Annotated in this window: 20 protein-coding genes; 13 read left to right on the forward strand and 7 right to left on the reverse strand. The window is 72.8% G+C overall.

The window, feature by feature from the left end; translation table 11 throughout:
- Nucleotides 1–36 precede the first annotated feature (36 nt).
- Together ACEQ2X_RS09965 and rpsT are read right to left on the reverse strand one after the other, a co-directional pair.
- Complete coding sequence (locus ACEQ2X_RS09965) at nt 37–858, reverse strand: acyl-CoA thioesterase (protein WP_370325655.1); 822 nt, start codon at nt 856–858, stop codon at nt 37–39.
- 108 nt (nt 859–966) lie between these two features.
- A complete protein-coding gene (gene rpsT / locus ACEQ2X_RS09970) occupies nt 967–1,227 on the reverse strand; it encodes a 30S ribosomal protein S20 (RefSeq protein WP_370325656.1) in 261 nt (86 codons plus the stop codon).
- A 155-nt stretch (nt 1,228–1,382) separates the two neighbouring features.
- Between rpsT and lepA the strand changes: the two genes are divergently transcribed.
- The 6 genes from lepA to ACEQ2X_RS10000 all read left to right on the forward strand — a co-directional run bounded on the left by lepA (nt 1,383) and on the right by ACEQ2X_RS10000 (nt 9,183).
- Nucleotides 1,383–3,188 (forward strand): translation elongation factor 4, encoded by a 1,806-nt coding sequence (gene lepA / locus ACEQ2X_RS09975; RefSeq protein WP_370325658.1) that lies wholly within the window; start codon nt 1,383–1,385, stop codon nt 3,186–3,188.
- A gap of 10 nt (nt 3,189–3,198) precedes the next feature.
- Nucleotides 3,199–4,323, forward strand: coding sequence for a radical SAM family heme chaperone HemW (gene hemW, locus ACEQ2X_RS09980; protein WP_370325659.1), 1,125 nt, complete (start codon nt 3,199–3,201; stop codon nt 4,321–4,323).
- 70 nt (nt 4,324–4,393) lie between these two features.
- Nucleotides 4,394–5,620: an ROK family transcriptional regulator gene (locus tag ACEQ2X_RS09985; RefSeq protein WP_370325660.1), complete on the forward strand. Its 1,227-nt coding sequence runs from the start codon at nt 4,394–4,396 to the stop codon at nt 5,618–5,620.
- Between the two features lie 211 nt (nt 5,621–5,831).
- Nucleotides 5,832–7,061, forward strand: coding sequence for a sugar ABC transporter substrate-binding protein (locus ACEQ2X_RS09990; protein ID WP_370325661.1), 1,230 nt, complete (start codon nt 5,832–5,834; stop codon nt 7,059–7,061).
- Between the two features lie 8 nt (nt 7,062–7,069).
- Nucleotides 7,070–7,852, forward strand: a complete 783-nt coding sequence (locus tag ACEQ2X_RS09995) for an ATP-binding cassette domain-containing protein (protein ID WP_370325662.1) — start codon at nt 7,070–7,072, stop codon at nt 7,850–7,852.
- Nucleotides 7,849–9,183, forward strand: a complete 1,335-nt coding sequence (locus ACEQ2X_RS10000) for a sugar ABC transporter permease (RefSeq protein ID WP_370325663.1) — start codon at nt 7,849–7,851, stop codon at nt 9,181–9,183. The genes ACEQ2X_RS09995 and ACEQ2X_RS10000 overlap by 4 nt, the downstream gene beginning before the upstream one ends.
- 12 nt (nt 9,184–9,195) lie before the next feature.
- Here the strand turns inward: ACEQ2X_RS10000 and ACEQ2X_RS10005 are convergent, their stop codons facing one another.
- Nucleotides 9,196–10,530 carry a diguanylate cyclase gene (locus tag ACEQ2X_RS10005; protein WP_370325664.1) on the reverse strand — a complete coding sequence of 445 codons (1,335 nt, stop codon included), beginning with the start codon at nt 10,528–10,530 and terminating at the stop codon, nt 9,196–9,198.
- Nucleotides 10,531–10,684: 154 nt separating this feature from the next.
- Here ACEQ2X_RS10005 and hrcA point away from each other — a divergent pair, with 154 nt between their 5' ends.
- From hrcA to ACEQ2X_RS10020, 3 genes are read left to right on the forward strand one after another with little or no spacing between them, the layout of a single operon-like run.
- On the forward strand, nt 10,685–11,818 hold the full coding sequence (hrcA, locus tag ACEQ2X_RS10010; RefSeq protein WP_370325665.1) for a heat-inducible transcriptional repressor HrcA: 1,134 nt from the start codon (nt 10,685–10,687) through the stop codon (nt 11,816–11,818).
- Entirely contained in the window at nt 11,802–12,947 is a 1,146-nt protein-coding gene (dnaJ, locus tag ACEQ2X_RS10015) for a molecular chaperone DnaJ (RefSeq protein ID WP_370325666.1), read from the forward strand. The genes hrcA and dnaJ overlap by 17 nt, the downstream gene beginning before the upstream one ends.
- Nucleotides 12,947–13,705: a 16S rRNA (uracil(1498)-N(3))-methyltransferase gene (locus tag ACEQ2X_RS10020; protein ID WP_370325667.1), complete on the forward strand. Its 759-nt coding sequence runs from the start codon at nt 12,947–12,949 to the stop codon at nt 13,703–13,705. The genes dnaJ and ACEQ2X_RS10020 overlap by 1 nt, the downstream gene beginning before the upstream one ends.
- 6 nt (nt 13,706–13,711) lie before the next feature.
- On the opposite strand, the gene ACEQ2X_RS10025 is transcribed toward ACEQ2X_RS10020, so the two are convergent.
- The gene (locus ACEQ2X_RS10025; protein WP_370325668.1) at nt 13,712–14,050 is read right to left on the reverse strand and encodes a TfoX/Sxy family protein; all 339 of its coding nucleotides are present in this window, start codon (nt 14,048–14,050) and stop codon (nt 13,712–13,714) included.
- Between the two features lie 22 nt (nt 14,051–14,072).
- Here ACEQ2X_RS10025 and ACEQ2X_RS10030 point away from each other — a divergent pair, with 22 nt between their 5' ends.
- The gene (locus ACEQ2X_RS10030; RefSeq protein ID WP_370325669.1) at nt 14,073–14,960 is read left to right on the forward strand and encodes a Gfo/Idh/MocA family protein; all 888 of its coding nucleotides are present in this window, start codon (nt 14,073–14,075) and stop codon (nt 14,958–14,960) included.
- Between the two features lie 618 nt (nt 14,961–15,578).
- On the opposite strand, the gene ACEQ2X_RS10035 is transcribed toward ACEQ2X_RS10030, so the two are convergent.
- On the reverse strand, nt 15,579–18,971 hold the full coding sequence (locus tag ACEQ2X_RS10035) for an ExeM/NucH family extracellular endonuclease (protein ID WP_370325670.1): 3,393 nt from the start codon (nt 18,969–18,971) through the stop codon (nt 15,579–15,581).
- Between the two features lie 179 nt (nt 18,972–19,150).
- Between ACEQ2X_RS10035 and ACEQ2X_RS10040 the strand changes: the two genes are divergently transcribed.
- From ACEQ2X_RS10040 to ACEQ2X_RS10050, 3 genes are read left to right on the forward strand one after another with little or no spacing between them, the layout of a single operon-like run.
- Nucleotides 19,151–19,720 (forward strand): hypothetical protein, encoded by a 570-nt coding sequence (locus ACEQ2X_RS10040; RefSeq protein ID WP_370325671.1) that lies wholly within the window; start codon nt 19,151–19,153, stop codon nt 19,718–19,720.
- Nucleotides 19,720–21,771, forward strand: a complete 2,052-nt coding sequence (locus ACEQ2X_RS10045) for a prolyl oligopeptidase family protein (RefSeq protein WP_370325672.1) — start codon at nt 19,720–19,722, stop codon at nt 21,769–21,771. The genes ACEQ2X_RS10040 and ACEQ2X_RS10045 overlap by 1 nt, the downstream gene beginning before the upstream one ends.
- Nucleotides 21,772–21,783: 12 nt before the next feature.
- Nucleotides 21,784–22,404 carry a TetR/AcrR family transcriptional regulator gene (locus ACEQ2X_RS10050; protein WP_370325675.1) on the forward strand — a complete coding sequence of 207 codons (621 nt, stop codon included), beginning with the start codon at nt 21,784–21,786 and terminating at the stop codon, nt 22,402–22,404.
- On the opposite strand, the gene ACEQ2X_RS10055 is transcribed toward ACEQ2X_RS10050, so the two are convergent.
- Together ACEQ2X_RS10055 and ACEQ2X_RS10060 are read right to left on the reverse strand one after the other, a co-directional pair.
- Nucleotides 22,364–23,773, reverse strand: a complete 1,410-nt coding sequence (locus tag ACEQ2X_RS10055; protein ID WP_370325673.1) for a hypothetical protein — start codon at nt 23,771–23,773, stop codon at nt 22,364–22,366. The genes ACEQ2X_RS10050 and ACEQ2X_RS10055 overlap by 41 nt on opposite strands.
- A gap of 66 nt (nt 23,774–23,839) precedes the next feature.
- Nucleotides 23,840–24,649 (reverse strand): class I SAM-dependent methyltransferase, encoded by an 810-nt coding sequence (locus tag ACEQ2X_RS10060; RefSeq protein ID WP_370325674.1) that lies wholly within the window; start codon nt 24,647–24,649, stop codon nt 23,840–23,842.
- Nucleotides 24,650–24,936 lie beyond the last annotated feature (287 nt).

Here is a 24,936-nt window from a genome sequence, read left to right on the forward strand (position 1 = left end):
TCCCCCGTTCACCCCGCGCACCCTACCCGCAGGCGGTCAGATGACCCGGGCCAGTCCCTCCTGCGCGGTGGTCACCAGCAGTGTGCCCCGCTGGTCGTAGATGCGGCCCAGGCCCAGGCCCCGGGATCCGCCGGCGGCGGGCGACGTCGTCTCGTACAGCATCCACCGGGTGCTGTCCGGCATCGGCTGGTGGAACCACATCGCGTGGTCCAGCGACGCCATCATCAGGTCGGCGTCGCCGAACCACCGGCCGTGGCGCGTCAGGATGTTGCCGAGGAGGGTGTGGTCCGACGCGTAGGTGATGATCGCCGCGTGGACCAGCGGTCCGCCGTCGACCTCCCCGCTGGCCCTGAACCAGTAGCGCGTCGGCGCCTCGGGGTCCGCCGACCGCGGGGCGATGCGGAAGTCGAGGGCGGTGATCTCGCCCATCCCGTCGGGGTCGGCCCCCACCTCGCTCACGAGCGTCGGGAGCCCCTCGGGGTCCGGGGGGTCCGGCGCCACCGGCTGGTGCCGCAGGCCGTCGGGTTCGATGACGTGGAAGGACGCCTCAAGCGTGAAGATGGCCGTGCCGCGCTGCCGGGCGCGGACCCGCCGGGTCGTGAACGACCGGCCGTCCCGCAGGCGGTCCACGTCGTAGACGATCGGGATCCTCGGGTCCCCGGGCCGCATGAAGTAGGCGTGCAGCGAGTGGACGAACCGGTCGTCGGCCACGGTGCGGCCGGCCGCCACCAGGGCCTGCCCGGCGACCTGGCCGCCGTACACCCGGTCCCGCGCCGCGGTGGAGCACTGCCCCCGGTAGAGGTCGACGTCGATCGTCTCGATGTCGAGCAGGCGCAGCAGGTCGGCGAGGTCGGTCATCGCCGCGCACCGTACTGGACCACCCCGGGGCGGCGTCGCCCCACGCGCAGACGGCGGACGGCCACCCGCGGCGTGGCGGGGGGCCGTCCGGAGGCTGGCTGTGCGGCGCTACGCGGAGGGGATCCGCGCGGCCAGGCGCGACTTCTTGTTCGCAGCCTTGTTCTGGTGGATCACGCCGGCGGACGCGGCCTTGTCCAGGCGGCGGGCGACCTCGCGGTACGCCTCGCCGGCCGCGGCGGCGTCACCGGACTCGACGGTCGCCTCGAACCGCTTGATCGCGGTCTTGAGCGAGGTCCGCTTCGCCTTGTTGCGCTGGCGAGCGGCCTCGTTCTGGCGGTTGCGCTTGATCTGGCTCTTGATGTTGGCCATGGGTGGAGAGCTTTCCTCGTACGAGAGGGCGGGAGTGGGGGCGCGACAGGACCGCCGCTCACTCGGCAGGGACCGATGAGGGTACCAGCGGCCCGCAGGCGTGTCACCGCCCGACCGGCCCCGCCAGAGCGGCCGCGGCTACCCTCGATGGCCACATGACCTACCCGATCGAGCGCATCCGCAACTTCGCGATCATCGCCCACGTCGACCACGGCAAGTCGACGTTGGCGGACCGCATGCTGCAGGTGACCGAGCTCGTCGACGCGCGCTCGATGCGGGACCAGTACCTCGACAAGATGGACATCGAGCGCGAGCGCGGGATCACCATCAAGGCCCAGGCCGTCCGGATGCCCTACGCGCACCGCGAGGGCGAGTACCTCCTCAACCTCATCGACACCCCCGGCCACGTCGACTTCTCCTACGAGGTCTCGCGGGCGATGAACGCCTGCGAGGGCGCGGTGCTGCTCGTCGACGCCGCCCAGGGCATGGAGGCGCAGACGATCGCGAACCTCTACCTGGCGATCGAAGCGGGGCTCGAGGTCATCCCGGTCCTCAACAAGATCGACCTGCCCGCCGCCCGCCCCGAGGCGGTGGCCGAGGAGATCTGCGCACTGATCGGGGGGGAGCCGGAGGACATCCTCAAGGTCAGCGCGAAGACGGGGCAGGGCGTCCCCGAGGTCCTCGACCGCATCGTCGAGCTGGTGCCGCCCCCCGCCGGCGACCCGGAGGCGCCGACCCGCGCCCTGATCTTCGACTCGATCTTCGACAGCTACCGCGGCACGATCGTCTACGCGAGGGTCGTCGACGGCCGGCTCCGCCCCAAGGACCCCATCAAGATGATGGCCACCGGGTTCGAGGGGGAGATCGACGAGCTGGGGGTCACCTCACCCGAGGCGAAGCCGATCGACGAGCTCGGACCCGGCGAGGTCGGCTACCTCACCGCGGCGATCAAGGGCGTCGGCGAGGCGAAGGTCGGTGACACGATCACCCTCGGGGGCAAGGCCGGTGCGCCCTCACCCCTCCCCGGCTACCGCGAACCCACGCCGATGGTCTTCAGCGGCCTCTACCCCGTCGACTCGGCGGACTTCCCCGACCTGCGCGACGCGCTCGACCGGCTGCGCCTGAACGACGCCAGCTTCACCTTCGAGCCCGAGACGTCGGTGGCCCTCGGCTTCGGCTTCCGCGCGGGCTTCCTCGGCCTGCTGCACATGGAGATCATCTCCGAGCGGCTCGACCGCGAGTTCAACATCCCGCTGGTCACCACCGCGCCGAACGTCGCCTACCGCGTCGTCATGCAGGACGGCAGCGAGCGCCGCGTGTCGAACCCCGCCGACCTGCCGGACCCCAACCAGATCGAGACGATCTTCGAGCCGACCGTCGACGCGATGATCTACACGCCGGCGGACTACGTCGGCCCGGTCATGCAGCTGTGCGAGAAGCGCCGCGGGACCATGCTGAAGATGGACTACCTGACCGAGGAGCGCGTCGAGCTGCGCTACAACCTGCCGCTCGCCGAGATCGTCTTCGACTTCTTCGACCGGCTGAAGTCCTCCACCCGCGGGTACGCCTCGCTCGACTACGAGGCAGCCGACTCCCAGGCGGCGAACCTCGTCAAGGTCGACGTCCTGCTGAACGGCGAGGCGGTCGACGCGTTCAGCTCGATCGTCCACCGCGACAAGGCGTACGAGTACGGCAAGGCGATGGTGACCAAGCTGAAGGAGCTGATCCCGCGCCAGATGTTCGACGTGCCAATCCAGGCGGCCATCGGCGCGAAGATCATCAGCCGCGAGACGGTCAAGGCCCGCCGCAAGGACGTGCTCGCCAAGTGCTACGGCGGTGACGTCAGCCGGAAGCGCAAGCTGCTCGAGAAGCAGAAGGAGGGCAAGAAGAAGATGAAGAGCGTCGGCACGGTCGAGATCCCGCAGGAGGCCTTCGTCGCCGCGCTCTCCATCGGCGACTGACGCGGTGGCCATGCCGGACGCCGCCGCGGGCCGGCGGGGGCAGGGCATCTACGTCCACATCCCCTTCTGCCTCCGCCGCTGCGACTACTGCGACTTCACCACCTTCGCCGACCGGGACGAGGCGATCCCCGCCTACGTCACGGCGCTCCGCACCCACATCGAGCGGACGGCGGGGGAGTGGGCACCGTTCTCGTCGGTGTTCGTGGGGGGAGGGACCCCGACGTACCTCCCCGCTGACGACCTCGCCCGGATCCTGACCGCCCTCCGCCGGTCGTTCCCGTTCACCGAGGACGCGGAGTGGACCGTCGAGGCGAACCCGGAGACGGTGACCCGGGCGATGGCCGAGGCGCTCGCCGCCGCCGGCGTCACCCGCATCAGCCTGGGCGCGCAGTCCTTCGACAGCCAGGTGCTGTCGACGCTGGGGCGCTGGCACGACCCCGAGTCGGTTCCGACCGCCGTCGGCCGGCTGCGTCAGGCCGGGATCGGTCAGCTCAGCCTGGACCTGATCTACGGGACGCCCGGTGAGACCGACGCGTCCTGGCAGCGATCCCTCGATGCGGTCATCGACCTCGGCGTCACCCACGTCTCCGCCTACGCGCTGACCGTGGAGCCGAACACGCCCTACGCGGCCAGGGTGCGCGCGACCCCGACCCTCGAGCCCGACGAGGACGTGCAGGCCGCCCGGATGGGGGCCGCCGAGCAGCGCCTGACGGCTGCCGGGCTGCGCCGCTACGAGGTCAGCAACTGGGCGGTCCCCGGCCGCGAGTCACACCACAACCTGATGTACTGGCGCGGGGGCGACTGGCTGGCGTTCGGGTCGGGCGCGCACGGGTCGTGGGGCGACCGGCGCTGGTGGCTGGTCCGCGACCCCGAGCGGTACGCCCGCCTGGTCGCCGGGGGAGTCGAGCCCCTCGGCGGCGAGGAGCACGTGGACGCCGGCGGACGCCGCCTGGAGCGGTTGATGATGGGCCTGCGGCTGGTCGAGGGCGTCGAGCGGGCGGACGTGGACCCCCTCGACGGGGACGCCCTCCGGCGGGTCGTGGACCGGGGACTGGTCACGGCCGACCAGCACCGGCTGGCACTCACCGCGGACGGCATGGCCCTGGCCGGCGCCGTGATCCGCGAGCTGGCCTGACACCTGCCCGACCCGCTGAATTCGTCCGAGCTCTTGCACGTAACCCGGTGTCAGGACTAGCGTCCCGCCGGTGAGCCAGGGCCGAGGTGGAGCGCTGGGCGCGCTCCGGGCGCGCAACCGCGAGATGATCGTCGAGCGCTTGTCGCAGGGACCGACCACGCGCCCGGATCTGTCGCGCACGACCGGGCTGAGCAAGACGACGGTCTCGACCCTGGTCGCCGAGCTGATCGACGAGGGGCTCGTCGAGGAGCGCGCCGGCGCGCGACCGGAGGGGAGCCGAGGGCGCGGCCGCCCCGCGGTCCAGCTGGGCCTGACCGCCGGGCACGGCTGGGTCGTCGGCGTCGACTTCGACCACGACCGGCTGCGGGTCGCCTACGCCGACCAGCAGGCCGCGACGTTCGAGGAGCAGATGCTCACCGACCTCGACATCGCGACCGCCGCGGACAGCGCGATCGACGCGGCCGCCGACATGGTGCTCGCGGTGCTCCGGCGCGCCGCCGACCGGGGCGTGCCGATCCGCGGCGTGGTCATGGGCATCCCGGGCCCACTCGACGTGATCAGCGGCACGATCGGCTCGGCGGTCATGCTGCCCGGCTGGCAGACCGCCGCACACGGAGAGCAGATGGCCGCGCGCATCGAGATGCCCGTCGCGGTGGAGAACGACGCGAACCTGGCCGCCCTGGGGGAGCTGCAGTTCGGCGCGGGCCGAGGGGTGGGCGACTTCGTCTCGGTCAAGGTGGGCACCGGCATCGGCGCAGGGCTGGTGCTCGACGGCCGGCTCTACCGCGGGGCCCGCGGCACGGCCGGGGAGATCGGCCACGTCACCGTCGAGGACGGGGGGCGCGTGTGCCGCTGCGGGGGGCGCGGGTGCCTGGAGACGCTGGTCAGCGTGCCCCGGCTGGTCGCCGCCCTGCAGCCCGCGCACGCGCGGCCGCTCGGCCGCGACGACCTGGTCGCGCTCGCGATCCAGGGCGACCCCGGCGCCACCCGCGTCCTGGCCGACGCGGGCCGCACGATCGGGCGGGTCCTGGTCGACCTGTGCACCAACCTCAACCCGGACGCGGTGATCGTGTGCGGTGACCTCGGTGATGCGCTCGAGCCCCTGGTCGACGGCGTCCGCGAGTCCGTCGACCGCTACGGCCAGCCCGGGATGTCCTCAGCCGTCGAGGTCCGCCGGGGGACGCTCGGCTCCCGCGCGGCGATCCTCGGCGCCCTCGTCCGAGCCCACGAGCTGTCGGGCCTCCCCGGTGCCGGACCGACGTGGGCACCCCACGATTTCGGACGTAAATCGGTATAAACAAGACGACAATACCGGCCAGAACGGCCGAGGAATCGCCGAAATGCCCTTGACGTCAGCTGGTCCACAGCGATACGACTCCCGTCGTAGGGCGGAGCCGATAGCCGTCCGGTCCTGGACCGCCGCGGACGTGGTGGGCGCGGAGTCGCACGACCCCGACCAGGGCTTCGGAGCCGATCGTCGCCGACGCAGGCGACAGGAGACACCTGCCATGAGGAAGAACGTGCTGACGCGTCTCATCGTGCTGCTCGCAGCCCTGGCGCTCGCCGCCACGGCCTGTGCGAGCGACGACGGGGGGTCGGACGAGGAGACCGAGGCCGCGGGCGCCGCGGAGGACACGGCCGCCACCGAGGAGGAGCCGGCCGAGGAGGAGCCCGCCGCGACCGAGGAGGAGCCGGCGGAGGAGCCCGAGGACACCGAGGCGGCTGACGGCGGGGAGGCCAGCGGTGAGGGCCTGATCGCGGTCCTGCTGCCGGACAGCGCGTCGTCGTCGCGGTGGGAGTCCGACGACCGCCCGGCGTTCGAGGCCGCGTTCGAGGAGCTCGGGCTGTCCCCCGACGACTACCAGATCCAGAACGCCGAGGGTGACGCCGTCGCCCAGCAGCAGCAGGCCGAGCAGGCCATCACCAACGGCGCGAGCGTCATCGTGATGACCAACCTCGACTCCGGCAGCGGCGCCGCGATCCACCAGATGGCCCGCGACGCCGGCGTCGCCGTCATCGACTACGACCGCCTGACCCTCGACTCCACGGCCGACTACTACGTCAGCTTCGACAACGAGGCCGTCGGCCGCCTGCAGGGCGAGACGCTGGTCCAGTGCGTGGAGGACCAGGGCATCGAGAACCCGGCCGTCGCCGTGCTGAACGGCTCTCCGACGGACAACAACGCCACGCTGTTCAAGAACGGCTACGACGGCGTGATCAACCCGCTCTTCGACTCCGGTGACTGGACCGAGGTCGACGACCAGTCGGTCCCGGAGTGGGACAACCAGCAGGCGCTGCAGATCTTCGAGCAGATGTACACCGCCGCCGGTGGTGAGATCGACGCGGTCCTCGCGGCCAACGACGGTCTCGGCAACGCGGTCGTCCAGGTGCTGCTCACCAACGACGCCGCCGGCATCCCGGTCACCGGCCAGGACGCCACCGTCGAGGGCCTGCAGAACATCGTGCAGGGCTACCAGTGCATGACCGTCTACAAGGCCATCCCCCAGGAGGCCACCGCGGCCGCCGAGCTGGCCGTCGCCCTGCGCAACGGCGAGGAGGCCGAGACCAACGCGAGCGTCGACTCCGGCGCCGGCGAGGTCCCCTCGGTCCTGCTCGAGCCGACCGCGGTCACCGCCGACAACATCATGGACACCGTCGTCGCCGACGGCTTCCGCACCGTGGAGGAGATCTGCACCGGCCCGGTCGCCGAGACCGACTGGTGCACGGAGAACGCCTGATCCCATCCATGGCCTCTCCTGAGACCCCCCTGCTCGAGCTCCGAGGCGTGTCCAAGCGCTTCGGGGCCGTGCAGGCCCTGAGCGGCGTCGACTTCACCCTGCACGCGGGTGAGGTCGTCGCCCTCGTCGGCGACAACGGCGCCGGCAAGTCCACCCTCATCAAGGGCATCGCCGGGATCCACCCCTACGACGACGGCGAGGTGTTCTTCGAGGGCCGTCAGGTCCACATCCACAGCCCGCGGGACACCGCCGACCTCGGCATCGAGGTCGTGTACCAGGACCTCGCGCTGGCCGACAACCTCGACGTGGTGCAGAACATGTACCTCGGCCGGGAGCGTCGGGGCCGCCTCGGGCTCCTCGACGAGGAGGCGATGGAGTCGGCCGCCAAGGACACGATGGCCGGCCTCGCCGTCACCACCCTCGGCAGCGTCCGCCAGCGCGTCGCCGGCCTGTCCGGCGGCCAGCGGCAGTCGGTGGCCGTGGCCAAGGCCGTCATGTGGAACTCGAAGGTCGTCATCCTCGACGAGCCCACCGCGGCCCTCGGCGTGGCCCAGACCCGCCAGGTCCTCGAGCTCGTGAAGCGCCTCGGCCACCAGGGCCTCGGCGTGATCGTGATCACCCACAACCTGCACGACGTGGCCGAGGTGGCCGACCGCATCGCGGTGCTCCGCCTCGGCCAGATGGTCGCGACCTTCGACGCGGGCGACACGACCCAGCAGGAGATCGTCCAGGCCATCACCGCCGGCGAGCTGAAGGCGGTCCCCGGCATGACCACGGCGGAGTCGACGTGAGCGAGACCTCCAACCCCTCCCAGCAGGCCGCCACCGAGGTCACCGACCAGACGGCCGCCGAGCACGACACCGCGGCCGCCGACCTGGCGCAGGACGAGACCGCGTCGGAGCTCGCCGAGGCCGCCGGCGAGCGCGAGATCCACCGCAGCGACGCGACGGTCGGCGACTACGCGCGGGCCTGGTTCCAGCGGGTCAAGGCCGGCGACCTCGGCAACCTGCCGATCATCATCGGCCTCCTCGTCATCACCGTTGTCTTCACGTCGCTGAACGAGCGGTTCCTCAGCTCGATCAACTTCGTCAACCTCATCGTCCAGACGAGCCCGTTCGTGGTCATCGCCATCGGCGCGGTGTTCGTCCTCGCGATCGCCGAGGTCGACCTGTCCGTCGGCTACCTCTCCGGCGTGTCGATGGTCGTCGCCGCCCGGCTGCTCGGGGAGGAGGCGTGGCCGTTCCTGCCCACGTTCCTCGCGGTGCTGGCCGTCGGGCTGTTCGCCGGCTTCGTGCACGGCTGGTTCGTCGCGAAGCTCGGCCTGCCATCGCTGATCGTCACGTTGGCGGCCCTGGTGGGCTACAACGGCCTGGTCCTGATCCTCATCGGCGGCCGCGGCACGATCGTCATCCAGGACGCCACGGTCATCTCGATCGCCAACCGCTACCTGCCGGCCGCGCTCAGCTACGGCCTCGTGGCCGCCTCGGTCGCCGCGTTCGCGGCGGTCCAGCTCACGAGGCGGGCACGACGCAGCCGGGCCGACCTCGAGACGACGCCGCTCAGCATCATCGTGATCAAGGTGGCGGCGCTGCTCGTCGGTGGCCTCGCGGCGGTGTACTTCGCCTACCGCTCCCGCGGCGTCCCCATGATCGCCGTGATCCTGCTGGTCCTGCTGGTCGCCTTCACCATCGTGTTGATGCGCACCGGCTTCGGGCGCCACGTGTACGCCGTCGGCGGCAACCCCGAGGCCGCCCGGCGGGCCGGCATCAGCGTCGACCGCGTCCGCATCGCCGCGTTCATGATCTCCGGCGCCATGGCCGCCATGGGCGGGCTGGTGTTCGCCTCCCGCCTCCGCTCGGTCGACACCGGCTCCGGCGGCGGGCAGATCGAGTTGAACGTGATCGCCGCGGTCGTGATCGGCGGCGTCAGCCTCTTCGGGGGTCGCGGCAAGGTGTCCGCCGCGCTGTTCGGGTCCCTCGTCATCGTCGGCGTCGACAACGGGATGGGCCTGCTCGGCCTGTCCTCCGGCGCGAAGTTCGTCGTCACCGCCGTCGTGCTGCTGCTGGCCGTCCTGGTCGACGCGGTCGCGCGGCGCGGGCGCACCAGATCCGGCGTGGCCTGACGGCTCGGCCCGTCACGCCACGCCCCCAACCACCACCGGAGCCCGAGGTGCCGCCTCGGGCTCCGGTGCCGTCTCAGCCTGCGGGGTCTCGGCGAGCGGGGCCTCGGCCACCGGACCCTGGGCGACCACGACGCGGTCCCGCCCCTCCCGCTTCGCGTCGAACAGCGCGACGTCGGCCAGGCGCATCAGCGCCTCGATGTCGATCGCCATGGACGAGTGGGCCAGCCCGAAGCTGATCGTGACCTGCGGGATCGCGCCGCCCGACGTCGTGAGGCTCACGCCCTCGCGGAGCCGGTCGACGATCACGAGGCCCTGCTCGAGCGAGCAGTCGGCGAGGAGCACGACGAACTCCTCCCCGCCGTAGCGAGCGGCCAGGTCGTTGCCGCGGATCCCCGACGACAGCGCCTTCGCGGCCGCCCGCAGCGCCTGGTCCCCGGCGTCGTGGCCGTGGGTGTCGTTGATCAGCTTGAAGCGGTCGAGGTCGCCGAGCGCCACGACGAACGGCGTGCCGGCCGCGGTCAGGCGCTCCACCCTCGACTCGAACGTCCGCCGGTTGGCGAGCCCCGTCAGCTGGTCGGTTGCGGCCTGGAGCTCGGAGTGCGCCAGCGCGCGCAGCAGCCCGAGGCGCGAGCCGACCTGGTGGACGAGCACCTCCAGCTCGGCGTGGCGCGTCCCGGCCAGCGGCGTGCGGGCCGGGCGGGTGGTGTGGACCACCCCGATCGTCTGGCCCATGACCGACACCGGGACGCACGTCGCGGCGATCTGCCCGCGGCCGCGGAGGTGCGGGCAGGCGTCCAGGGCCTCTGCGTCGGTGAACGTCATGGTCCGGCCGAGCCGGGCCGCGGCGCAGTGGCCGGGCGCGCCGACCTCGCAGCCCGCAGGACCCGCTGCCGAGGCGGTCGCCACCCGCAGGGATGCCTGGGAGTTGTCGGCCAGCAGGAGCTCGGCCGGCTCGTCCGGCGTGATCATCGACAGGGCGCGGCTGGTGACCTCGAGGACCCCGTCCTCGGTCGCCGCCATCCCGAGCGCGCGGGACAGGGACGAGTCGAGGTCGCTGACGTGGGCGTCGGCGACGAGCTGCGCCTGCTGGTCCCGCCGTGTCCGCTCGGCCGCCGCGAGCTGGTGCTGGAAGGGCCGGACCAGCACCGCCCACAGCGCCCAGGCCATGGCCAGGGTGCCGGCGATGGCCCGCAGGATGATCCCGCCGGGGGAGGAGCCCAGGCCCGCCCGGTCGAGCACGACCCACAACCCCAGGTCCGCGGTCACCGCCGCGAGCCCGATCACCGCGACGACCGCCGCGACCCGCCAGCGCTGCAGCCACCACAGGCTCCGGTGCTGATCGTCCATGGTGTCCGCCTCGCCCTCTCGACCCCGCTCGTCGTGACTGGTCACCGGATCGGCGGGGCCGCCCCGGAGTTGAGCGCTGCGCAGTCAGGTTGCGCTGCGTAGTGCATCCCTACGCGGGGGACGGGCTGCGGGCCGTGGCAGGATTGGATCCGCCGTGAACCCCGATCCCGTCCCGTCGATCGAGCTGGACGAGCGCAAGTCCGCCGTCCTGCTCGCCGTCGTGCGGGCGTACGTCCGCGACGGCGAGCCCGTCGGGTCGCGTCGGGTCGTCGAGGAGGCCGGGCTGGGCGTGTCCGCCGCGACCGTCCGCAACGAGATGGCGGCCCTCGAGGACGCCGGGTACATCACCCACCCCCACACCTCCGCCGGGCGGATACCGACCGACCGGGGCTACCGCTACTTCGTCGATGCGCTGCGCGGGCAGGTCAGCGCCGACCCGGACGTGACCGCCGAGCAGGTCGCCCTCCTCGACGATCTGCTGAGCGGCGCCGCCGACCTCGAGGACCTCCTGCGACGGGCGACCGGCGCCCTGTCCCGGCTGACGCGGTTCGCCGGGCTGGTCGCCGCTCCCCGCCTGGACCGGTCGCGGTTGAAGCACATCGAGCTCGTCGGGCTGAGCCCGGTGACCGTGCTGGCCGTGGCGATCCACGACACGGGCCGGGTGACCAAGCGGATGATCGAGCTGGTCGACCCCATCGGCGACGTGGACGTCCAACGGGCCCGCCACGCCATCAACGGCGCCGCCGCCGGCCTGCGCGGGCTCGAGGCGCCCGACGCGATCAGCGGGCTGTCCGCCGGTGCGCCGAGCGAGCTGGCCGAGCTGATCGACGGCGTCGCCGAGGCCGTCCGGGCCGGCATCGACGACCCCGACGTCCGCTCCTCCGCAGGGCTCTTCGTCGGTGGCACCGCGGCCCTCGCCGACGCGGGCCAGTTCGCCCGCTTGGAGGAGGTGAAGCGGGTCTACGAGACCCTCGAGGAGCAGGTGGTCGTCCTCCAGGTCCTCCAGGACGCGTTGCGGGATGCCGACCCCGGGGTCAGGATCGGGGCGGAGCTGCCGCTGCGGGAGCTCGAGGCGTGCGCCATCGTCGCCACCTCCTACGACGCGCCGAGCGACTCGGCCGGCCAGATCGGGGTCCTCGGCCCCAGCCGCATGGACTACGCCGCCACGCTCGGCGCGGTCCGGGCGGTCGCCGAGACCCTCGAGCGGGCCATCGCCGGCATGACCGGCCGCCAGGGTCCAAGCGCCCCCTCCACCCCCACCATCGACGGAAATGCCCACCGTGCGTGATCTCTACGAGGTGCTCGGCGTCGCGAAGGACGCGAGCGACGTCGACATCAAGAAGGCCTACCGCCGGAAGGCCCGCGAGCTCCACCCCGACCAGGGCGGGGACGAAGAGGCCTTCAAGGAGCTGACGGCCGCCTACGAGGTGCTGAAGAACCCCGAGGCGCGCGCCAACTACGACCAGTTCGGCGACCCGCGCGGTCCCGGCGGCGGGATGGGCGGCGGCGACCCGTTCGGCGGGTTCGGCGACCTCAGCGACCTCATCAACGCGTTCTTCGGCCCCGGCGCGGGCATGGGCGGGGGGATGGGCGGCAGCCGGCGCGGCCGACCGACGAACGCCGGCCGCGACGCGATCGTCGATGTCACCGTCACGCTCGAGGAGGCGGCCAGCGGGATCGACAAGGAGGTCGAGGTCACCCTCGACCGGACCTGCGCCACCTGCGATGGCAGCGGCGCCGCCGGGTCGAGCGGTCCCACGACCTGCAGCACCTGCGGCGGGCAGGGCGTCGTCCAGCGGGTCCGCAACGGCATCTTCGGCCAGATGCTGACCCAGTCGGCCTGCCCGACGTGCGAGGGTACCGGCACGACCATCACCGACCCCTGCCGCGATTGCCGCGGCGACGGGCGGCAGCGGACGACCGAGACCCTCACGATCCCGATCCCCGTCGGCATCGACGACGGGCGCCGCGTGCGCCTCACCGGCCGCGGCGAGGCGGGCCGCAACGGCGGGCCGGCTGGCGACCTGTACGTGCGGGTCAACGTCAGGCCCCACGAGGTGTTCACCCGCGACGGCGACGCGCTGCACTGCGAGCTGCGGATCGGGATGATCCCGGCGGCGCTCGGGACCAAGCTGAAGCTGCCGACGCTGTACGGCGAGGCCGAGGTCACCGTCCCGGCCGGCACCCAGTTCGGCGACGTCATCACCCTGCGCCGTGAGGGCATGCCGCGCCTCGGGATGGACGGCCACCAGCGCGGCGACCTCCACGTGCACTGCCGGGTGGAGACCCCCCGCAACCTCGACGACGAGGACCGCGAGGTCCTGCGCCAGCTCGCGGAGAAGCGCGGCGAGGACGTCGTCGACGGGATCGGCGGCAAGGGCTTCTTCGGCCGGCTGCGGGACGCCTTCGCGGGCTAGTGCGCACCCTCCCCGGAGGCATCGGGTCCGGTGGCCCCGGCCTGCCGACCACCGGTCCGCACGTCTTCGTCGCCCCCGTCGGCGCCGCGTCGTCGGTCGACGTGACCGGCGGTGAGGGCCACCACCTCGCCGCGGTCCTGCGCATCCGCGAGGGAGAGCCGGTCAGCCTGGCCGACGACACCGGCTGGGTGTACCAGGCGGTGGCCCGCGGGGTCGGCCGCGACGTCGTGGCCCTCGAGGTGACCGACCGGTTCGAGGTGCCCGCCGACGAGCCGCGGGTCTGCGTCGTCCAGGCGCTCGGCAAGGGCCGGAAGGTCGAGGAGGTCGTCCAGCGGCTCACCGAGGTCGGCGTCGACCGCCTCCGGCCGGTGGTGACCGCCCGCACCGTGAAGCAGGTGGAGGGGGCGAAGGCCGACCGGGTCGCCGAGCGCTGGCGGGCCGTGGCGCTCGCCGCGGCCCAGCAGTCACGTAGGGCGCGGCTGCTCCAGATCGATCCGGTCGCGGCGTGGCCGGTGGCCGGTGCGGTCGGGGCGGTCCTGTACGAGGGCGGTGGGGTCCCGCTGTCAGAGGCCGTCGAGGAGGTGCTCGACGAGGCGGAGATCACCCTCGCGATCGGTCCGGAGGGCGGGTTCGAGCTGCGGGAGGTGGAGGCGTCCGGCCTGACCCCGGCCACGCTCGGCCAGACGATCCTGCGGACCGAGACCGCCGGGGTCGTCGCGGCGTCCGTCGTGCTCCACCGGCTGGGCCGACTGGGCTGATCCGGGTCAGGCCTTCGGGGGGAGGGACCGGACCAGCGCGACGCCGCGGTCCACCCAGGCGGCGAGCTGCGCGTCGGTCTGGACCTGCCCGGCGGCCACCTCCAGCCAGCCGCGCATCGGCCGGCCGCGCATCTCCACGACCGTGGCCTGACCGTCGTCGTCGACCAGCGCGTCGGCGGCGTCCTGGCCGACGCGGACCATCATCCCGCCCGCGTTGATCGCCGCGACGGCCATGTGGCCGCCGAGCAGGAACGCCAGCCCGCCGAACATCCGCTGCTCGGTCACGTCCGGTTCGCCCGCCAGCCGCTCGCGGATCCGGGTCGCCAGCTCCTCGTCGTAGGCCATCGGCGGAGCATAGGCTCGGAGGATGCGATACGGCGTCATCGGCACTGGGCACTGGGCGACGACGGTCCACGCGGCGGGGATCGCGAGGTCGACGTCCGACGAGCTGGTCGGGGTGTGGGGTCGGACGCCCGCCAAGCGGGAGGCCCTGGCGGAGTCCTTCGGCGTGGAGGCCTTCGCCAGCGCCGAGGCGATGTTCGCCGAGGTGGAGGCGGTCGCCTTCGCCGTGCCACCGGACGTGCAGGCGCCGCTGGCGGTCGCCGCCGCCGAGGCGGGGTGCCACCTGCTCCTCGAGAAGCCGATCGCGCTGGACACCGGGGCTGCGTCGGCGATCGTCGACGCCGTCGAGCGCGCCGGCGTCCGGTCCGTGGTCTTCCTCACCCTGCGGTTCGAGCCGGCGACCGCTGCGTGGCTGGCCGACGTCCGCGAGCGGGACGACTGGGAGGGGCTGGACGCCGCGTGGCTCGGCGACCTCTACGCCGAGGACAGCCCGTACCGGGAGTCGGCCTGGCGCCAGCGCCACGGGTCGCTGTGGGACCTGGGCCCCCACGTGCTGTCGCTGGCCATCCCGATCATGGGCCCGGTCGTCGACGTCGTCGCGCGGCGGGGGAGGGGGGACCTCGTCCGGCTGGTCCTGACCCACCAGTCCGGCGGGACCTCAGGGGTCACCCTCAGCCACACGTCGAGCCCTGCGGCGTCCCGACGCGGCCTGGACCTCCACGGGCCGGCAGGAGGGTCCTCGATGCCCGAGGGGGAGGGTGCGGACGACGCGTTCCCCGCCGCCCTGGCCGCTCTGGCCGAGAGCGTGCGGTCGGGCCGACCGCACGAGTGCGACGCGGCGTTCGGCCTCGAGCACGTCCGGCTGCTGGAGGCCGCGCAGGCGGTGCTGGACGAGGTTGCAGGCAGCGCCTGACCAGCTGGTCCAGCCTGGTCAGGACCCCGAGCCACTCGTGTGCATCACGGATCGGGGCCGCCCGCGTGGCCGGGAGCGCGGAGATCCACCCGTGGGCGGCGAGGAGCCGCGTCCGCCGTCGGTGGTGGGCGGCGGGCGCCGACGATCCTGCCGCCTCCTGCGCCGCGCAGCGGTGGGTGGGCTGGGAGTCGGCGGAGATCGTCTGACCGCTGGGGTCGAGCCATCGTCGCCGTCCGGGCGGACCGGTCAGCCGGTGGCCGTGGCGGGTCTTCTCCCGGTGGTGGGTGGAGCACAGCCAGGCGAGCTGGTCGAGGATCGTCCGATGGGTCTCGGACCAGGGCTGGACGTGGTCGATCTCGAGCAGGTGGGTGCTGCGGCAGTGCGGGACTTCGCACTCATAGCCCCGAGATTGGAGTGCGGTGCGTTGGTGGGCGGTGTGGCCTGACGGCTGAGGTGGAGCGTGACCGTGTCCGTGCGGCGGGCCACGTGCTCGTCGTTGTGGCACGTCCAGGGCGGTCAGGGTGGGCGACGGCGTCGCACGCCGCTGCCGACGCGATGCACATCACGGGGGACCGGACCCTCCATCGGTGCGAACGATGCTTCGACGAACGCCGTGGATCACCGGCCGCGGTGTGGCGGCCCTCCCTGCCCCGGGGGGTTGCCGCCGTTGCCTCGGCCCGGGGTGTACACCCGGACGGTCGTCGAGTCGGTGTCGGTCTGGCCGGAGCCGTCCGTCACCTGCACCGACACGGTGTAGGTGCGCGGCGGGCGGTTGCCCCGGAAGGTCGCGGTCGGGCCGTCGGCGTCGTCGAACTCCCCGTCGCCGTCGAGGTCCCAGGCGAACTCGAGGTCCTCACCGGTCGAGGCCGAGGCGTCGAGCGTGACCGTCCGGCCACCCACGCGCACCTCGTACGGGCCTCCCGCGTCCGCGACGGGCGCCGGGACCTCGCCACCCAGGTCCAACCCGACGATGACCGGGTCGTGGTCGGATGAGCGGTAGGGGTCGGACTCGTACAGGGGCAGGGCGGCGGGCTCGCGCTCGAAGCTCTGCTCGCCGGGGTCGAGCACCGTGTCGTTGTAGTCGAACAGCGGCAGCTCGTCGGCGTTGATGTGCCAGGCATCGACGCCCGTCACCTGGTCGAACAGGCTGTCGTTCGCAAGCGCGTAGTCGAGGTACCCGAGCTGCCCGTCGAACTCGTAGCTGTAGGCCTCGTCACCGATCAGTGCCTCCAGCAGGTCGACGTAGCCACCCCCCTCGAGGACGTCGATCGGGTCCTCCATCCGGTAGGAGTTCAGGTCGCCCAGGATGAGGAAGTCGGGATCACCAGACCCGGTGGGGTCGCCGGCGAGGTGGTCGATGATCGCCTCTGCGGCCGCGGTCCGGGTGCCGTTGCAGCTGCCCGCGCCGATCTCCGGGGCGTCATCCCCCGCACCGCAGCCCGAGCCCTTCGACTTGAGGTGGTTCACCGACGCGGTGAACACCTCCCCGGTCGCGACCTCCCGGAACGTCTGGGTCAGCATCGGGCGGTTGCGGTCGTCGTCGAACCGGGCGTCGTCGGACGCGTCGAGGAGGTCGAAGTCGCCGACGGGTTCGACGGTCGCGGGCTGGTAGATGAACCCGACCTTGATCGCGTCGGTGCCGATCGCGCCGGTGTCGATCTGGGCGTAGGTGCCTGCACCGACCTCGGCGTTCAGCGCGTCCACGAGCGCCTGGACGGCCGTCGCGTCGTTCTCGATCTCGATCAGGCCGACGATGTCGGCGTCCATCGCCGCGAGGGCGGCGACGATCTTGGCCTCCTGGCGCTCGAACTCCGCCTCGGAGCTCGCGCCGCGGCAGTCCTGGTTGTCGTCAGGTCCGCAGACGGCCGCCCCGGTGTCCGGTGTCGGGAAGTAGTTGAGGACGTTGAAGCTCGCGACGGTGAGGGTGCCGCCGGTGTCGGCCGGCGAGGCCGTCCGCGGGTTCGTCGACTCGAAGGTGTACGCCTCGCCGTCGATCGGACGGAGCCGCCAGGCGTCGGTGCCCGACTGGCCGGCGAACGACCAGTGCATGACCGCGGTCAGGCCGGTGATGGTGTCGCCACCGCGGAAGTAGTCCTCCGTCGACAGCCCGCCATCGGGCCAGGAGGAGGAGGGGTAGGGGAGGGGCTCGTCGGACTCCGGCCCGTTGACGGCGTCGTTCTGGGTGTTGTTGTCGTCGTCGAGGATGATCCGCTGGGTCGCCAGCTCCTCGAGGTAGTCGTCGTACTCGGCCGCCGTGGGGGACGGGTCGATGTGGGTGTACTGGTACGGACGGGACTCGTCGGCCAGGACGATCTGTCCGTATCGCGCGTACTCGAACGTCTCGGAGACCGCGAGGGTGTCGGTGTAGGTGACGACCATCCCCTCGACGGCTTCGTAGGTCGCCGCGTCGGTCGTCGAGCCACCTGCGGGGAGCGTCAGCTCGACCGCGGTCGGCAGCGCGTTGCCAACCGAGTCGATGATGATGTCGGCGGCGCTCGCCGGCGCGAGCTGGGTCATGCCGAAGTACTCATCGACCACGCCGTCGACCGTCACCTGGTCGCCGACGGCGACCTCGGCCAGGCAGAAGCCGCGGCAGAAGACGAAGATGCCCTCTGAGGTGTCCGGGTCGGTGTCGGCGTCCTCGTCCTCCTCCTGGACGAAGAACCCGTCGGGCTGGTCGCCGGACTCGAACAGCGAGGTCACGATGCCGGACACCTCGACGGTGGCGCCGAAGAGCGCGGCGTCGGCACCGTCCCCCTGGACCTCGTGGATGAGCGCGGGCGTGCCCTCCAGCGGGTCCTCGCCACCGCCGCCGTCCTCCTCGACGACCTCGTTCGGCTCCCCAGGGGTGTTGTAGGCCTCGCCGGGCACCGGCGAGCCCGGGTTGCCCTCGATGCCCGCGAGGTCGAAGTCGTTGCGGACCCAGTCCTCCGCGGAGTCGGTGTCGACGCCGTCCGGGATGCGGGAGGCGCCGCCCGGTGCGAACGGGAGGCCGTCGTACTCCGCCTCGAGGACCGCCGAGGAGTAGCTGACGTCGCCGGATCCACCGTCATCGACGGCGACGGAGTCCACGATCCCCGTCCACGGGGTCACGTCGAGCACGCCGTCGTCGTCGCTGTCGAGGTCATCGGATGCGTCACCTGTGAAACCCGCGACCAGGAGCAGCGTGATCGTCCCGTTCTCGAATTCGTTCGCCCGCAGGGTGCGGAGGAAGAACCCCGCCTCATCCGTCGTGCCCATCGCGACGGCGCTGTCGACCGTGCCGGGGGCAGGCCCATCCCCCTCGATCTCGAGGATCGTCAGGTTCGAGTAGTCGGTGGACGGCTCGCCGAAGAGCTCCAGGAACTCGACGTCCGTGCCGGTCGTGCTCGCGCTGAACTCGTTGATCACGGGCGCCTGCGGGCCGCTGCACCCGTCGTGGCTGCCGAGGCCGTCGAACGTGTCCTGGGCGAACCCGTCCCACTCGTCTGCGGGGTCGAAGTCGTCGTCTGCCACCGTGTCGCCGCCGCAGACGTCGTCCATGCGTCGGAGGGTGTTGTCGGCCGTGGACGCGTCGCCCGAACCCCACTGGGAGCCCGGGTCGGTGCCCACCTGGCCGATGGAGTCGACCACCTGCCCACCCGCCCGCAGGACGATCGCGTCGTCCCCGTTCCAGTTCACGACCGAGCTGTTGGTGAAGTCGGCCACGGCGAGGATCGACGGGCCGGCGGACGCGTGCGCCCCCACGAGGACGTCGCCGGCGGCCACGGTCCCGGCCAGGGCGGTGGACTGGCTGGGGGTGGCCGCCCCGTTGCTGTACAGCTCGAGCACGTAGCCGCCGTCATCCAGATCGACCGCAGCATCCGTGCCGTTGTAGATCTCGATCGCCTTGTTGAAGGATGATCCCTCCACGTACTCGCTGAAGATCAGGTCGGTCGCCTGCGCACCGGCCGGCACCACCGGCGCCAGCGCCAGCAGGCTTGCGATCAGGGCGAGCAGGGACAGCAGGCCGAGCGGGCGGCGGAGAGACATGCGCGGGTCCTATGCGATCAGGCGGAACCGGACCGCGCGGAGCGGTCGGTTGACGGTCGCGGCGAGTGAACCGCCCCCCGGTGACGCCGCGACCACTGCACCGTAGACGGCGGGTTGACTAGACCTCAAGAGGTAGTGCGGACGGTCCCCGTCGCACCGGCCGGCTACGGTCTCACGCGATGGGATTGCGGCTCGGGATCGACATGGACGGCGTCATCGCGGACTTCAACGCGGGCTGGACGCACCACTTCAACGCCCAGCACGGCACGGACCTGTGCGCCGACGACGTGCACAGCTGGGACTGCCTGCCCGAGCTGGCCGGCCTCCCCGACATGGAGGCCTTCTGGGACTGGGCTCGCGACCTGGGGGACGGCCGCTCGGTGTTCCGCCACCTCGACCCGTTCCCCGGCGCGATCGAGGCCCTCCACGGCCTCGACGCTGCCGGCCACGACCTCGTGATCATCACCGCCAAGCCCGACTGGTCGATCCCCGACACCCTCAGCTGGCTCGGCGACCACCGGGTCCCCGTCCGCGAGGTCCACATCCAGCACGACAAGTGGCGGGTCGAGGCGGACGTGTACCTCGACGACTCCCCACACGTCCTCCGCGATCTCGTCCGCCACCACCCCGACCGCCACGTCCTGCGGTTCGTCCGGCGCTGGAACGCCCACCTCGAGGGCACCACGGCGGTCCACGACTGGGACGAGGTCATCGACGCGGTCAGCCGGATCGCCGAGGTGGCCGCCTGATGGACCACCCGGCCACGCGTCGCGACGAGCTGGTCGAGACCCTCCACGGCCACGACGTGGCGGACCCGTACCGCTGGCTCGAGGACCAGACGGCCGACGACGTGGCCGAGTGGGTCGCCGCCCAGGGCGCCCACACCGAGGCCTGGCTGGCCGAGCGACCGCACCGCGATGCCATCCGCGAGCGCCTCGCCGAGATCTGGGACCACCCGAAGGTCAGCCTCCCGTGGCGCCGCGGGGACCGCTGGTTCCAGTCCCGCAACTCCGGCCTGCAGGAGCAAGCCGTCCTCCACGTCGCCGACGACCCCACGGGGGAGGGGAGGGTCCTCCTCGACCCCCACGAGCTCAGCGACGACGGCACGGTCAGCCTCGCGGCCACGTCGATCTCCCGCGACGGTCGCCTGCTGGCCTACGGCACCTCCGACGGGGGGTCGGACTGGATCACCTGGCGCGTCCGCGACGTCGCGACCGGCACCGACACCGGCGACGTGGCCGAGTGGGGGAAGGTCTCCGGCGCGGCCTGGACCGAGGACGCGAGCGGGTTCTTCTACGGCGGCTACGACCCGCCCGCACCGGGCCACGCCCTCGATGGCAAGAACACCGACCACGAGCTGCGCTTCCACCGCCTCGGCGCCGACGAGCCCGTGCTGGTCCACGCGCGCCCCGACCACCCCACCTGGGGCTTCGGCCCGGCGATCACCGAGGACGGCCGTTGGCTGGTGGTCACGGTGTGGGAGGGGACCCAACCGACCAACCGCATCCACCTCGGCGACCTGACCGGCACCGACGACCCGGCCGCGGTCGAGATCACGCCGTGGCTCGACACCGGCGACGCGGAGTACGACGTCATCGGCAACGACGGCGACACGATGTTCGTCCAGACCGACCTCGGCGCGCCGAACGGCCGGCTGCTGGCCATCTCCGCGGCCGACCCGACCGACCGCCGTGAGGTCCTGCCCGCGACCGACCACGCCCTCCTCGCCGTCCGCTACGTGGGCGGTCGGCTGCTCGCCCTGCGGATGGTCGACGCGGTCCACCAGCTGACCGTCCACGCCGTCGACGGCTCGATCGTGACCACCGTCGACCTGCCCGACTCCGCCAGCGTCGGCGGCATCACCGGGCGCCAGGAGGACACGGTGGTCCACCTGTCCCTCTCGTCGTTCACCCAGTCGATGTCGATCGCCCGCCTCGACGTCACGGACCCGGTGCGCCTGACCGAGGTGCGAGCCCCCGCCATCCGCCTGGACGACGTCGTCACCGAGCAGACCTTCGTCGACTCGACCGATGGCGCGCGCGTCCCCCTCTTCCTCATCCACCGCCGCGACGCCCCGATCGACGGGTCCAACCGCACGCTGCTGTACGGCTACGGCGGGTTCGACATCTCCCTCACCCCCGAGTTCAGGCTGTGGTGGTCGGTGTGGCTCGAGCGCGGTGGCGTCGTCGCGGTCGGGTGCTTCAGGGGAGGGGGCGAGTACGGCCGCGACTGGCACGACGCCGGCCGGCTCGCGAACAAGCCGCACACCTTCGACGACGCCCTCGCCTGCGCCCGCTGGCTGGTCGACGCCGGGTGGTGCCGGCCGGGGAACCTCGCGATCACCGGCGGGTCCAACGGCGGGCTGACCGCGGCGGCGACGATGCTCCGCGACCCCTCCGCGTTCGGCGCGTGCGTCCCCGAGGTCGGCGTCCTCGACCTGCTCCGCTTCCACCGCTTCACGATCGGGTGGGGCTGGACCAGCGACTACGGGGATCCCGACGACCCCGACGACTTCGCCTGGATCAGGCCGATGTCGCCGTACCACGCGGTGCTCGACCGTCCGGGTGAGTACCCCGCCACGCTGATCACGACCGCGGACCGCGACGACCGGGTCGTGCCGGCCCACAGCTTCAAGTTCACCGCCGCCCTGCAGGCCGCCCAGACCGGACCGGCGCCGATCCTCGCGCGCATCGACACCAGGGCCGGCCACGGGGCCGGCACTCCCACCTCGAAGCTGATCGACGCCCGCACCGACGTGGTCACCTTCCTCGAGGAGGTCCTCGGTGGGGAGGGGAGCTGACCCGTGGCGCGCATGACGGCCCGCGAACGGCGCAACCAGCTCGTGGACGTCGCGAAGGCGGTGTTCGCCGAGCTGGGGTACGACGGCGCCAGCGTCGAGGAGATCGCCGCCCGCGCCGGGGTCTCCAAGCCGGTCGTGTACGAGCACTTCGGCGGCAAGGAGGGCATCTACGCGGTGGTGGTCGATCGCGAGTCCACGCGCCTGCTCGACAAGATCACCGCCTACATCCACGGCGAGGCGGGGGGCCGCCAGATGGTCCACGCCTCCGCACTCGCGTTCCTCCACTACATCGAGGAGGACCCGGCGGGCTTCCGGGTCCTCACCCGCGACTCGCCCGCGACCGTCGCCGGGCCGGGGATGGCGGGCCTGCTGAGCGACGTTGCGGACAAAGCGACCGGCGTGCTGGTCAGCTTCTTCACCCGCACCGGCCTCGACCCCGCCACCGCGCCGCTCTACGCCGGGGGGCTCGTGGGCATGGTCGCCTACGTCGGGTCGTGGTGGGCGAACGAGCGCGAACCCGCTGCGGAGGAGGTCGCCGCCCACATCACCGCGCTGGCCTACTTCGGGCTGAAGGACCTGCCCTCGGATCCCGTCACCGACCTGGACGTGCCGAGGGGTCGGAACCCCGGTTGAGGTGCGCGGGCGGGCCGGTGTACGAGCCTGCGGTGAGGTCGGGGCCGGGGCTGGACGTGCCCGGCGTCGGGGACCACACGTCGATCGTGCGCGGCACGCCGGTCGCGTCGCTCCCGCCGAGCAGCACCAGCCCCTCACCGGTCCAGGCCAGGTCCGCGTCGACGCGCGCGTCGGCCGGGACGGCGGCCCGCAGGTCCAGGGTCCGCAGGTCCAGGGCCAGCTGGACCGCGGTCGCGTAGCCGACGTGCACCCAGACCGTGTCCTCGCCGTCCCACGCGATCGCCGGGCTGATCCCGTCGAGGCGTCCGGCCAGCGCTGGCGGCAGGTCGACGGCGACGCTGACCCAGTCGGGCGCGTCGAGGTCCAGCACCGCCAGGCGGAGGCTCCCCCCGTCCTGACCCGTGCCGACGGCCACGACCCGCCCCTCACCGCCATCGGCTCCGGGGACGTGGACGGCCGCGCGGACGGCGAGGGGAGGGGCGGGGAGGGCGGTCCAGCCGGCCGCGGTCGCGCCTGCGGGCGACCACCGCGCTGCGGCGAACGCGAGGTCGAAGGGGTCCTCGGGTGTGCCGCTCCCGCCCGCGTACCGGCTGCCGAGGAGGACGAAGCCGTCACCGAGCGGGAGGGTGCCGCCGTGGGGCAGCTCGAACGGGGCCTCGAGGTCGGTGCGCACGCCGGTCCGGACGTCGACCAGGACCAGGTCCGCGTACCCGAAGGACTGGATGTCCTGGGCGACGACCAGGCTCGTCGCGGTCGTCCCGATCAGCGGCCCGCTCGGCACGTCGGGGATCGTCTGCCACGCGGCGCCCTCCAGGCGGGCCGCGGCCGCACCGGACAGGCCGGTGTCAGGGCCGAGCGGTCGCTGGAGCACGACGACCAGACCGTCGACGACTGCGCCCTGCCGCGTCGTGCCCTCCGCCCCGGCGATCGGGAGGTCGGGGAGCGGACGCCACACCGCCGCGGCGGGGTCGTAGGCGACGGCGCTGGTCCGTCCGAGGGCCACCACGCGCTCGCCGTCCCACTCGAGCACCGGGGGCACCGACGGACCGAACTCGTCGTCGGGCAGCCGGATCGGGACCTCCACCCACTCGCCGTCGACGGGGAGCGGCGGGACCGACGTCGGCGTGGCATCGGGGGAGGGTGACGGGCTCGGCTCGCGAGGGGCGGTAGGCGTGTCGGCCGTGTCGGCCGGCCGCGGCTCGGTGAGCTGCGCCTCGGGCACGATGCTCGCCGGCGACCGGACCAGCAGGGCGGCGAGGGCGACCACGCCGAGCACCACGACCACTCCGGTCAGGCCCGGACGCCGGCCCCCGTCGTGGTCCCCGCCGGCGTCACCGGCAGGCGGCGGGCTCGTGGGGTCGCCGTCCACGCCGCGACCGTACCCGCGCCCGAGGAGCGACCACGATGCCCCGGAGGCGACCGCCCCGCGCCACCCTCAGCGCCGTGCGACGGTGAAGCGCACGGTGGTGTGGCTGCCGAGCGTCCCGTCGGGGAGGGGGCGGTCGGCCAGCGCCTCGCCCGCGGCGGCCTTGAACGCGTCGTGGCGGTCGGCCGGGATGGCCTCCAGGGCCGCGCGGCCGCCGTGGGACCACACCCAGCGCCACCACTGGTCGACGTCGGCGAACCGGATGGGGTGGCGGAGGGTCTCGGCGGTGATCGATCCCAGGTCGGCGGCCCGGAGGGCGTCGTCCAGCCACACGGGGTCGCGCACGAGTTCGAAGGACGAGGGGCCGTCCGCGGGGGCGGGCGGCTGCTCGGGCAGCCACGAGCTGACCAGGTCGCGGAACCAGTCGTCGTCGGGGTCCGCCAGGAACGTCGTCAGGCCGAGGCGCCCGCCGGGGGCGACGTGGTCGGCCCAGTGGCGCAGCGTCGCTGCCGGATCCGGTGTGAAGAACAGGACCAGGCTGGACAGCACCACGTCGAAGGTGCCCAGGTCAGCGGGCAGGGCGGTGGCGTCGCCCTGGCGGACCTCGACGTGCGCGTGATCCGCGAGCTCGGCGGCGGTCAGCCAGACCATGGTCGGGGCCATGTCGACACCCACCGCCCGCCCGGCCGCGCCGACGGCATCGGCCGCCGGGCCCAGCACCGCGCCGCGTCCGCACCCGACGTCGAGCACCGACTCGCCCGCCCGCAGATCGGCGAGGGCGACCAGCCGGGCACCGAAGGTGGCGAAGAAGTCGACACCGACCCGGTCGTAGGTCGGCGCGGCCCGGTCGAAGACGGCCGCGTGCTCGGTCAGCTCCATGCCCGGACGCTACCGCCATCCGTGTGACGGTGGGACCGGCGTGCTCCGTGCGCCCGTGGGGCGATGGCGGTCGAGGGGTGGACGGCCTGGTGTTCGCTATGCGCCCGTGGGGCGATGGCGGTCGAGGGGGGGACGGCCTGGTGTGTTCGCGATGCGCCCGTGGGGCGATGGCGGTTGCGGGGTGGACGGCCTGGTGTTCGCGATGCGCCCGTGGGGCGATGGCGGTTGCGGGGTGGACGGCCTGGTGAGATCGGAAGACACACGTCTGAACTCCAGTCACCGCATAC

Origin of the sequence: Euzebya sp. (assembly GCF_964222135.1) — a bacterium.
Taxonomy (GTDB): Bacteria; Actinomycetota; Nitriliruptoria; order Euzebyales; family Euzebyaceae; genus Euzebya.